Origin of the sequence: Vulcanococcus sp. (assembly GCF_044369115.1) — a bacterium.
In the GTDB taxonomy this organism is placed as follows: Bacteria; Cyanobacteriota; Cyanobacteriia; order PCC-6307; family Cyanobiaceae; genus Vulcanococcus.
The window spans coordinates 1-9,791 of record NZ_JBIPMN010000097.1 but is presented as its reverse complement, the minus strand read 5'-3'; the positions used below and the strand labels follow the sequence as shown (position 1 = coordinate 9,791).

Sequence of the window (9,791 nt, the reverse complement as noted above, 5' to 3'; positions counted from 1 at the left end):
CATCAGCGGCAGCGGTGAGCCGCCGACTCTCCGGAGTGGCACCAGCCGCCGAGATGCCCGGCACCGCAGCCGTGGCGGTACCGGCCAGCAGCAACAGCACCCGGGCAGCCTCAGCAGCGCCCGCCACCTGAGCGCACCAAAGCTCCGCCTGGCGGGGATCACCGCTGAGGCGTTGGAGCGTCAAAGGGGATCGAGGGCGAGCAGCGGCCGCAGCAGCGGTGGCGGCGGCGTGATCGGGCTGCGCAAGCGCGGAAAGATCCACAGGGCCACCGCATGCAGGGCCAACACGTAGATCACGTTCTGAATCAGCACCAGGCCCAGCGCCAGCAGCTGCACCTGCCAGAGATCAGGCCCGCCGCCGAGCTGCAGCAGGCCGCTCAAGCGCTCCAGCAACTGGGCCGCCGCGGTGGTGATCACTACCCAGAGGTTTTCACCCAGCAACACCGACACCACCGCCACCCGCACCAGAAACCCTGTGGCACCGATCAACACCCCCACCCCCCAGCTGATCCACCAGCTGAGCTGCCGTGTCCAACACCAGCCCAGCCACAGGGCCAGCAAGGTGTAGGGGAACAGGACCAGAGGCCCGCGCACCGGGCCCATCAGGGCCACCAGCAACAGGGCCGAGACGGCAACGCCTTCGAGCGCACAGCGGCGGTTGTGGCGCAGTTGCAAGAGGGCCAGGGGCAGCGGCAGGGCCAGACGGAAGAGGGCGCCGCCAACAGGCAGGTAGTAGAGCCCTACCCAGAGCAGAGCGGTCGCGGCCGCCAGATAGGCGGTGTCGGTGAGCTGATGGGCCTGACGCCGGCTGAGGCTCATCGCGCTGATGGAGCCGGGGTGGTTCGCAGCGGCGCAGCCGTTTCAGCGCCGGCGGCAGGCACTCTCTCAATCGTTTCCACTTCAAACGCCACACCGGCCTTGCGCAGTGCGTCGGTCACCGCCTCAGCCGGAGAGGAAGGATCCGCGGCTGGGAGCTTGATCGTGACCCGATAGGGAGCTGGGGTGAGTGGCGGGGCCGCTGGAGCCGGCTGGGCCGAGGGCTTGGTGGGTTCGCTCCTCGGCGTTTGCGCCTGGGAAGCAGGTTTGGCCGCAGGGGGGGCGGCAACAGGTTTGGCTGCCGGCACCGCCGGGGTGGCGGGTGGCTGCGAAAAACTGCGCGAAAGCTGATCGCCGAAGGGCGTGCCGCTGCAGCCGCTCACACCGGCAGCCAGCAGCAGAGAAACCAGCGTCTGCCGCAGCTGCATCAGTTATCGGCGGCGCGGATCACCCGCACGGCACTGGCACGCAGGCGGCCGGTTTTGGTGGTGGCAGGAGCCTTCTTGGCGGCTGGTTTCTTGGCAGCAGCGGGCTTCTTGGCGGCAGTACCAGCAGCCTTGCGGCCCTTGCTCTTACCCGCAGCGGCCTTGGCCGCCAGCAACTCGACAGCCTGTTCCAGGGTGATCGTGTCGGCCGTGGTGCCCTCCGGCAGAGAGGCATTCACCTTGCCCTGCTTCACGTAAAGGCCGTAGGGGCCATCGAACAGCTGGACGGCCTCCTCAGCCCCCTCAGGGGTGCCAATGTCTTTGAGGGCCGTGCGACCGCCGCGGCCGCGCTTCGGCTGGGCCAGCAGCTCCACCGCCCGAGACAGGCCCACCATCAACACATCGTCTTCGGCCTTGAGGGAGCGGTAATCCTTCTCGCCTTTGCCCTTGTGGTGCACAACGTAGGGGCCGAAACGGCCGAGCCCGGCTTCGATCTTCCCACCATCGGGATGCTCGCCCAGGTGGCGCGGCAGGCGCAGCAGGCCGAGGGCGTCTTCGAGGGTGAGGTCTTCCGGCTTGGCGCCCTTGGGCAGGGAGGCGCGCTTCGGCTTGGGGTTGTCGTCGCTCACCTGGCCCCGCTGCACGTAGGGCCCGTACTGGCCGAACAGCAGATACACCAGATCGCCGGTTTCCGGGTCTTCACCCAAAGATTCCGGGCCGTCAGCCTTTTGCTTGAGGATCAGCTCGGCCTTCTCGGCATCGAGATCGGCCGGGGTGATTTCGTTGGGCAAGGTGGCCTTGAGCAGCTCCTCGGTGCCGTCATCAGCCACCCGCTTGGTTTCTAGGTAGGCACCGAAGCGGCCGATGCGCACCACACAGGGCAAACCTTCCAGCTCAATCGTGCGTGAGGCGGTGGGGTCGATGTCGCCTTCGCGCTGCTGCACCTGGGCTTCCAGGCCGGTGTCGCCCTTGTAAAAGCTCTCCAGGTAGGGCAGCCACTGCACCTGCCCATGGGAGATCTCATCGAGGGTGTTCTCCATCCGAGCGGTGAAGCTCGTGTCCACCAGATCGGGGAAGTGCTCCTCCAGCAGCGCCGTCACAGCAAAGGCGGTGAAGCTGGGGGTGAGAGCGTTGTTCTGCAGGGTGGCGTAGCCGCGATCCACGATCGTGCCGATGATCGAGGCATAGGTGGATGGGCGGCCGATGCCCTCCTTCTCGAGCATCTTCACCAATGCCGCTTCGCTGTAGCGGGCGGGAGGCTGAGTTTGGTGGCCGAGCGCTTCAACACCCTTGCAGGCGGGGTTGTCGCCGGTTTTCACGGATGGCAGCAGCACCTCCTGGCCCTCGAGAGCAGCATCGGGGTCGTCGCTGCCTTCCACATAAGCGCGGAAAAAGCCAGGGAAATCGATGCGCTTGCCGGTGGCGCGGAACGCGGCGGTGCCAAGGCTGCCGCCGTCGGCCTCAAGATCCACACTCAGCATGGTGAGCTTGGCGTCAGCCATCTGGGAGGCCACCGTGCGCTTCCAGATCAGCTCGTAAAGGGCCAGATCACGGCCATCGAGACCGGTGGCGGAGGGGTCGCGGAAGCTTTCTCCAGCGGGTCGGATCGCTTCATGGGCTTCCTGGGCGTTGCGGGCCTTGGTGGAGAACTGGCGAGCGGAGGGGCTCAGGTAGTCCTTGCCGTATTTGTCGGCCACGCAGCTGCGGGCGGCATTGATCGCCTGATCGCTGAGATGCACCGAGTCGGTGCGCATGTAAGTGATGAAGCCGCGCTCATAGAGGCCCTGGGCGGTGCGCATCGTTTCGCGTGCCGAGAGTCGCAGCTTGCGATTGGCCTCCTGCTGCAGGGTGCTGGTGGTGAAAGGCGCCACCGGCTTACGGGTAGTGGGCTTCTCCTCAACGGCGGCCACACTCCAGGGAGAGGCAAGAACCGCTTCGCGGAGGTTGCGGGCTTCGGCCTCCACCAGCAGGCGCACCTTGCTGCCGGCCTTGAGGCCACCGGTGGCTTCATCGAAATCGGAACCGCCGGCGATGCGCTCACCTTTCAGGTGGGTGAGCTTGGCCTCAAAGGCGGCACTGCCCTGCTGCAACTGGGCTTTGAGATCCCAATAGCTCCCGCTTTTGAAGGCGCGCCGTGCCCGCTCGCGCTGCACCAGCAGCCGCACCGCCACAGACTGGACCCGGCCGGCACTGAGGCCCCAGGCCACCTTTTTCCACAGCAGCGGCGAGAGGGTGTAACCCACCAGACGATCGAGGATCCGCCGGGTTTCCTGGGCATGCACCAGCTCCATGTCGAGCTCGCGGGTTTGCTCGAGGGCGCGGCCAATCGCTTCTTTGGTGATCTCGTGGAACACCATCCGCTTCACCGGCACCTTCGGATTGAGCAGCTGCAGCAGGTGCCAGCTGATCGATTCGCCTTCCCGGTCTTCGTCCGTCGCCAGCAACAGCTGGTCGGCGCCCTTAAGGGCGTCTTTGAGTTCTTTCACCACCTTTTTCTTGTCCTTCGGCACCACGTAGAGCGGCTCGAAGTTGTTGGCGGTGTTCACGCCGAGATTGGCCCACTTCTCGCCTTTGTGGGCGGCCGGAATCTCGCTGGCGTTGTTGGGCAGGTCGCGCACGTGCCCCATCGAGGCTTCCACCTTGAAGTCCTTGGGAAGGAACCCACGGATGGTGCGAGCCTTCGTGGGGCTCTCAACGATGACGAGGGTGTGCGCCACAGGCAGGCGGTAAACCGCTTCCCTCTTTATCGCACCGGCGGTCAAGCCCGGGGCTGCGGCGACAAATCCCGCCGTCAGCGCGGCTACAGTCCTCGCCGACGGGCGACCCTGAACCAGCTGTGCTCTCTCTTCTGGCCGCCGCCGACCCCGGCGCCGCACCTGCGGTGAGTGCGATCACGTCTCTGCAGCTCAACGCCGGTGCCGTGGCCCCTGAGGGAGCGGTGCTGCTGGCGATGCTTGCGTGTCTGCTGGTGGATCTGGCCGGCGAGAAAGCTGCCTCCCGCTGGGTTCCTCTCTTTTCTTACATCGGTCTGGGCAGCGCCCTGGGTCTGCTGGCGCTGCAGTGGAACGCTTCCCCACTGGAGCCTTCCTTCCTGGGCTCGTTCCTGGCCGACAACCTCGCCATTGCCTTCCGCGCCGTGGTGGCAGCGTCCACTCTGCTTTCGCTGCTGATCAGCTGGCGCTACGTGGAGCGGGCGGGCACACCGGTGGGTGAATACGCCGCGATCCTGCTGGCCGCCACCCTCGGCGCAATGCTGCTTTGCGGCTCCACCGACCTGGTGAGCGTGTTCGTCTCGCTGGAAACCCTGTCGGTGGCCAGCTATCTGCTCTCGGGCTACATGAAGCGCGATGCGCGCAGCTCGGAGGCAGCACTGAAATATCTTCTGGTGGGCTCGGCCGCAGCGGCCGTGTTCCTTTATGGCGCCTCGCTGCTCTACGGCCTCACCGGCGGCAGCACAAGCCTCGAAGCCGTGGGCCTCGCCCTGCAGACCAGCGCCTCCCCCGTGGCTGCGCTCGCCTTGGTGTTCGTGCTCTCCACGGTGGCCTTCAAGATCGCTGCGGTGCCCTTCCACCAGTGGACCCCTGATGTGTACGAAGGCTCCCCCACTCCTGTGGTGGCCTTCCTCTCGGTGGGCTCCAAAGCCGCTGGTTTTGCCCTCGCCCTGCGCATCCTGGTGGGCTGCTTCGAGCCCTTCGAGGCGCAGTGGAAGCTTCTATTCACCGTGCTGGCAATTCTGAGCATGGTGCTGGGCAACGTTGTAGCCCTAGCCCAAACGTCGATGAAGCGGATGCTGGCCTACAGCTCCATCGGCCAGGCAGGCTTCGTGATGATCGGTCTGGTGTGCGGCACGGAAGACGGCTACGCGGCGATGGTGCTCTACATGGCCGCCTACCTGTTCATGAACCTTGGGGCCTTCGCCTGCATCATCCTGTTCTCACTGCGCACAGGCAGCGACCGCATCAGCGACTATGCCGGCCTTTATCAGAAGGATCCGCTGATCACCCTCGGCCTCAGCCTCTGCCTGCTGTCCCTCGGCGGCATCCCGCCGATGTTGGGCTTCTTCGGGAAGATCTACCTCTTCTTCGCCGGCTGGGCCGATGGCCAATACCTACTGGTGGTGGTGGGCCTGCTCACCTCGGTGGTGTCGATCTACTACTACATCTCAGTGATCAAGATGATGGTGGTGAAGGAGCCTCAGGAAGCTTCTGAAGTCGTGAAGGCCTATCCGGAGGTGAGCTGGAATGTGGCTGGCCTGCAGCCTCTGCGCGCCGCCCTGATCTCCTGTGTGGTGGTGACTGCCGTGGGCGGCATCCTGTCCAATCCTCTATTTGGCTGGGCCAATGGCGCCGTAGCCGGCACCCCCATGCTGCAGAAAGCATTGGCAGCCTCCGGCCTTCCGATCGGCTGATGACCAGCCCTGCGGCTCCGCTGGTGGCGGAGCTCAATCACATCCGCAAGGTGTATGGCAGCGGCGACACCGCTGTTGCGGCCTTGGACGATCTGTGCCTCACCGTGCGCCGCGGCGAATATCTCGCCGTGATGGGTACCTCCGGCTCAGGCAAGAGCACGGCAATGAACATTCTCGGCTGCCTGGATCGCCCCAGCAGCGGCAGCTACAAGCTGAACGGCACCGCCGTGGAGCACCTCAGCGACGACCAACTCGCCGATCTTCGCAACCGCGAACTGGGCTTTGTGTTTCAGCAGTTCCACCTGCTGCAGGAACTCACCGCTCTCGAGAACGTGATGCTCCCGATGGTGTATGCCGGCGTGCCGGCTGAACAGCGCCGCGAACTCGGCATCGCCGCCCTGCAGCGGGTTGGGTTAGGCGAGCGGCTGCACAACAAACCCAACCAACTCTCGGGCGGCCAGCAGCAACGGGTGGCTGTAGCCCGGGCCATCATCAATAACCCCAATCTGCTGCTGGCGGATGAACCCACCGGCGCGCTTGATTCCCGCACCACCAAAGAAGTGCTGGATCTGTTCGATGAACTGCACCGCGAGCAGGGGATGACGATCCTCCTCGTAACCCACGAACACGATGTGGCTGCCCGAGCCGAGCGCATCGTGCATTTCCACGATGGACGGCTGGTGGACAGCGGCGCCGGATCGCAGGCTTAGGCCTTCACCTGAGGCCGCTCCAGGCTCTGCAGCAGCTGGCCCATCAGCAGCGCGATCGCATCGGTGCCCTTGAGGCCACTGCCTGGATCGAAGTCGCCCGGATCGATCGCCACCCAACCGCCTGCAGCCGGCTCCCGGAGCTCAAAGTGCAGGTGAGGTCCTGTGCTGAGGCCGGTACTGCCTACACGACCGATCACTTCGCCCTGGCGCACGACATCGCCGGCCTTCACATACAGCTCGGAGAGGTGGCCATACAGCGTGCGTCGCAGCGGCCGCTGGTGCTCCACCTCTACCGCCAGGCCATAGCCGCCCGCCAAACCACTGCTCACCACCCTGCCACTGAGGGCCGCCACCACCGGCGTACCCTCCGGTGCCGCCAGATCTTCACCGGCATGCAGGCGCCAGGCACCGAGCAACGGATGCAGGCGCCAGCCGAAGCCGCTGGTGTTCACAGCGCTGCCGATGATCGGCAGCAGCAGACTGCGGTTGCCATTGCCGATCACGGGGGCTGGCCGCGGCGTCACCCGGAACACGCTGGCCAGGTTGAAACTGCCGCCATTGCCGGAAAGCAGGGCCGAGACAGGCACCGTGAGCGGCGGCAGGGGCAGACCATCGGAGCCAACGCGGCCGCCCCAGGCAACATTGCCGTCACGGTTGCTGCGGCGTCCCCAGCGCAGGGCGATGCCGCCGCGGCACTCGCTGGTGGACAGAGCACCCCCGCGGCAGGCCTGCTGGAACGCACCCACATCCAGCGGTGCTAGCGCTCCACCACCACCATGCACCAAGTTGCGCTCGCTGGGAGTCACCACCCCCTGGCGCACCAGTTCATCGAGGGATTGGTCGAAGCGCTTGGGCGCCGTGGTCGCACCACTCAGGCGGCTTGGATCCGGGCGTAACGGAACTGCGATGCTTCCCGGCGGTGGCAACAGCGGCGCCACCGGCGCCATGGGAGCTGCTGGAGGCAGCTCAAGCTGAGCGGCCTCCAGCTGAGCCCAGGCCAGGCCTCCCCCCAGCAGAGCCGGAAGGGCCGCCAGAAGACTGAGCGGTTGGAGGCGAGGCACTGTGCCGCAAACAAAGCGACCCAAACTCTAGAAAGCCCGCTGCAGCACAGCAGATGCACTGCCGCGGCAAAGGAGCAGGCCGCCATCGGCAGCGAGGCCGGCCACGGCCCAGCGTTCGCCCTCGTGCTCGAGCCACTCCGGCCGGTAGAGGCGCTGCTCCGCCTGAAGCCGCACCAATTCAGGCTGATCGCATGCGGCCGCTGCCCACTCCAGCCCCCGCAACATCCGTGCGGCGAGGCACCCAGGCTGAGCCAGGGGGCGCATGCCAAGGGCCTCTGCCACATTGATCGCCCCAGCGGGCACCCGATTCACCCCATTGAGGCCCACCCCCAGCTGGGCGTAGCGCACCCGGCCGCCGCGCCAGCGCAACCGCGGCAGGATTCCCGCGAGCTTGCGACCATCGATCAACAGATCATTGGGCCACTTGATCTGAGGCTTCAGCCCGAGCGCCTCCAGTTGCAGCGCAATCCCCACCGCCGCAGCCAGGGCCAGCGAAGCCGCTTCCGCAGGCTGCTCTGGCCAGGGAATGGCCGCACTGAGCCACACACCCCCTGGCGGCGACTGCCACACCCGGCCCTGCTGCCCATGGCCGTAGCGCTGCTGCTGCGCCAGCAACGCCAGCGGCGGCTGGGCGCCGGCCAGTAGCCAGCGCGCCAGCTCCAGTTCGGTGCTGGCGCACACAGGCAGCACCCGCAGCCGCCAGGACAGCGGTTGATCAGCCGGCATCCGCCGCAGGAGAGCGGCAATCGCGGCAGCCTTCAGAGCTGAGCCAGCCAAGTTGCCATCCGCTGAGCCCCCGCCTCCAACTCTTCGATCGGATGCACCAGCGCCAAGCGAGCGAACCCCTCACCTCCCGCACCAAAGCCATTGCCGGGCGTGAGGCATAGCCCCGTGGCTTCCAAGAGCTGCGCACAGAACTGCTCGGAATCCAAACCGGCAGCGCGGGCCCGCTCCGGCAACTCCAGCCACAGATACAGCGCCATCGAGGGGATGCGCACGGGCCAGCCGGCCTGCTGCAACACAGCCGCCATCCGATCGCGCCGCTGGCGGTAGATCGGCTTGATGCGCTCCGGCCAATCGCCGGCCTGCTCCAAAGCCGCAATGGCACCGGCCTGAAGCGCCGTGCTCTGGTTGAAATCCACCACCCCCTTCAGCTGGCGCAGCGCCGTGATCAACGGCTCAGCCCCGATGGCGAAAGCGATGCGGAAGCCCCCCAGGCACCAGCCCTTCGAAAACGAGAAAAATTCAATCCCGCACTGGCGCCAGAGCGGTGAGCGCAGCAGCGCCGGAGCCTCACCTTCAAGAGCCAGATCCACGTAAGGGTTGTCGTGGGCAAACACCACGCCGTGGCGCACGGCGCGCTCAGCGGCTTCATCCACCCAAGCCTGTTGGCCTGTGGTGGCGGTTGGGTTGTGGGGAAAGCCCAGCACCATCAGCTTGAGGGCATCCCAGGCACTGGCGCTGATCTGATCAAAGCGGGGCGCAAAACCCAGAGCAGGATCGAGCTTGAGGAACTGCGGTTCGGCTGAGGCGAGGCGCAGACCGCCCAGATGGGAGGGGTAGTAGGGATCAAGCAACAACGCCGGATCGCCTGGATTGAGCACAGCCAGAGGCAGGTGGGCCGTGCCCTCCTGAGAGCCCACCAGCAGCAACACCTCCCGCTCTGGATCCACCGCCACACCGAAACGCCGCTGAGCCCAGGCGGCCACAGCCTCACGGAACGGCAGGGTGGCGCCATGGAGGCAGTAAGCCGAACTCTCAGGTCGGCCCAACTGATCGCGGATCGCCTGGATCGCCGCTTCTGGGGGCTGCAGATCAGTGGAGCCAAGCGAGAGATCCAGCAGCGGCGGTTTGCCGGATTCAGCGGCCGTCAGCCGGTAGGTCTGTTTGCGCTGATCGTTGCGCGCAAACACGCCGCTGCCAAGGGCAGCGACCCGATCGGAGCGATGCAGCGCTGGGTGCGCCTCAGAGATGAGCATCCAGGAAGGCCTTGAGCTGGGGTTTGGCCATGGCGCCTTCGTGGCGTGCCACCTCCTGGCCGTTCTTGAAGATCACCAGGGTGGGCAGGCCCTGAATCCCCATCTGATCGCGTGCGGTGGGGTTGGGATCCGCCTCGAGCTTGCCCACAGCCAACTTGCCGGCATATTCACCGGCAGCCCAATCCATCATTGGGGCCATCAAGCGGCAAGGCCCACACCACTCGGCCCACACATCCACGAGCACCGGGGTAGCAGCGTCGAGCACCTCAGCCTGGAAGTTGGCATCGGTGAGGTGCAGAACAGACACGGCGGCAGTCAACGCTGCGGCGATTGTATGGATCAGAGCTTGTCGATCGAGCGCTTCAGCTCCTCGAGCTCTGTATCCACCTCCT

The 9,791-nt window shown here is 66.0% G+C and carries 9 protein-coding genes and 1 pseudogene; 2 read left to right on the top strand and 8 right to left on the bottom strand.

The window, feature by feature from the left end; translation table 11 throughout:
* The 4 genes and pseudogenes from ACIQ2E_RS08800 to topA form a co-directional block, all read right to left on the bottom strand.
* Window positions 1-184: pseudogene (locus ACIQ2E_RS08800) on the bottom strand (NaMN--DMB phosphoribosyltransferase); the annotation flags it as partial.
* Window positions 181-819, bottom strand: a complete 639-nt coding sequence (locus ACIQ2E_RS08795; RefSeq protein ID WP_398329086.1) for a DUF2232 domain-containing protein — start codon at window positions 817-819, stop codon at window positions 181-183. The pseudogene ACIQ2E_RS08800 and the gene ACIQ2E_RS08795, both read right to left, overlap by 4 nt.
* Entirely contained in the window at window positions 816-1,244 is a 429-nt protein-coding gene (locus ACIQ2E_RS08790) for a hypothetical protein (protein ID WP_398329083.1), read from the bottom strand. The genes ACIQ2E_RS08795 and ACIQ2E_RS08790 overlap by 4 nt, the downstream gene beginning before the upstream one ends.
* Window positions 1,244-3,958, bottom strand: a complete 2,715-nt coding sequence (topA, locus tag ACIQ2E_RS08785) for a type I DNA topoisomerase (protein WP_398329080.1) — start codon at window positions 3,956-3,958, stop codon at window positions 1,244-1,246. The genes ACIQ2E_RS08790 and topA overlap by 1 nt, the downstream gene beginning before the upstream one ends.
* Before the next feature lie 119 nt (window positions 3,959-4,077).
* Here topA and ACIQ2E_RS08780 point away from each other — a divergent pair, with 119 nt between their 5' ends.
* Window positions 4,078-5,649, top strand: a complete 1,572-nt coding sequence (locus ACIQ2E_RS08780; protein ID WP_398329077.1) for an NAD(P)H-quinone oxidoreductase subunit N — start codon at window positions 4,078-4,080, stop codon at window positions 5,647-5,649.
* The gene (locus ACIQ2E_RS08775; protein WP_398329074.1) at window positions 5,649-6,359 is read left to right on the top strand and encodes an ABC transporter ATP-binding protein; all 711 of its coding nucleotides are present in this window, start codon (window positions 5,649-5,651) and stop codon (window positions 6,357-6,359) included. The genes ACIQ2E_RS08780 and ACIQ2E_RS08775 overlap by 1 nt, the downstream gene beginning before the upstream one ends.
* Here ACIQ2E_RS08775 and ACIQ2E_RS08770 read toward each other — a convergent pair.
* From ACIQ2E_RS08770 to trxA, 4 genes are all read right to left on the bottom strand, one after another.
* Window positions 6,356-7,306: a M23 family metallopeptidase gene (locus ACIQ2E_RS08770; RefSeq protein ID WP_398329090.1), complete on the bottom strand. Its 951-nt coding sequence runs from the start codon at window positions 7,304-7,306 to the stop codon at window positions 6,356-6,358. The genes ACIQ2E_RS08775 and ACIQ2E_RS08770 overlap by 4 nt on opposite strands.
* Before the next feature lie 141 nt (window positions 7,307-7,447).
* Window positions 7,448-8,197, bottom strand: a complete 750-nt coding sequence (locus tag ACIQ2E_RS08765) for a biotin--[acetyl-CoA-carboxylase] ligase (RefSeq protein WP_398329071.1) — start codon at window positions 8,195-8,197, stop codon at window positions 7,448-7,450.
* Window positions 8,179-9,399: an aminotransferase class I/II-fold pyridoxal phosphate-dependent enzyme gene (locus ACIQ2E_RS08760; protein ID WP_398329069.1), complete on the bottom strand. Its 1,221-nt coding sequence runs from the start codon at window positions 9,397-9,399 to the stop codon at window positions 8,179-8,181. Before ACIQ2E_RS08760 ends, ACIQ2E_RS08765 begins: the two co-directional genes overlap by 19 nt.
* Window positions 9,386-9,718 carry a thioredoxin gene (trxA, locus tag ACIQ2E_RS08755; protein WP_296449184.1) on the bottom strand — a complete coding sequence of 111 codons (333 nt, stop codon included), beginning with the start codon at window positions 9,716-9,718 and terminating at the stop codon, window positions 9,386-9,388. Before trxA ends, ACIQ2E_RS08760 begins: the two co-directional genes overlap by 14 nt.
* Window positions 9,719-9,791: the final 73 nt, after the last annotated feature.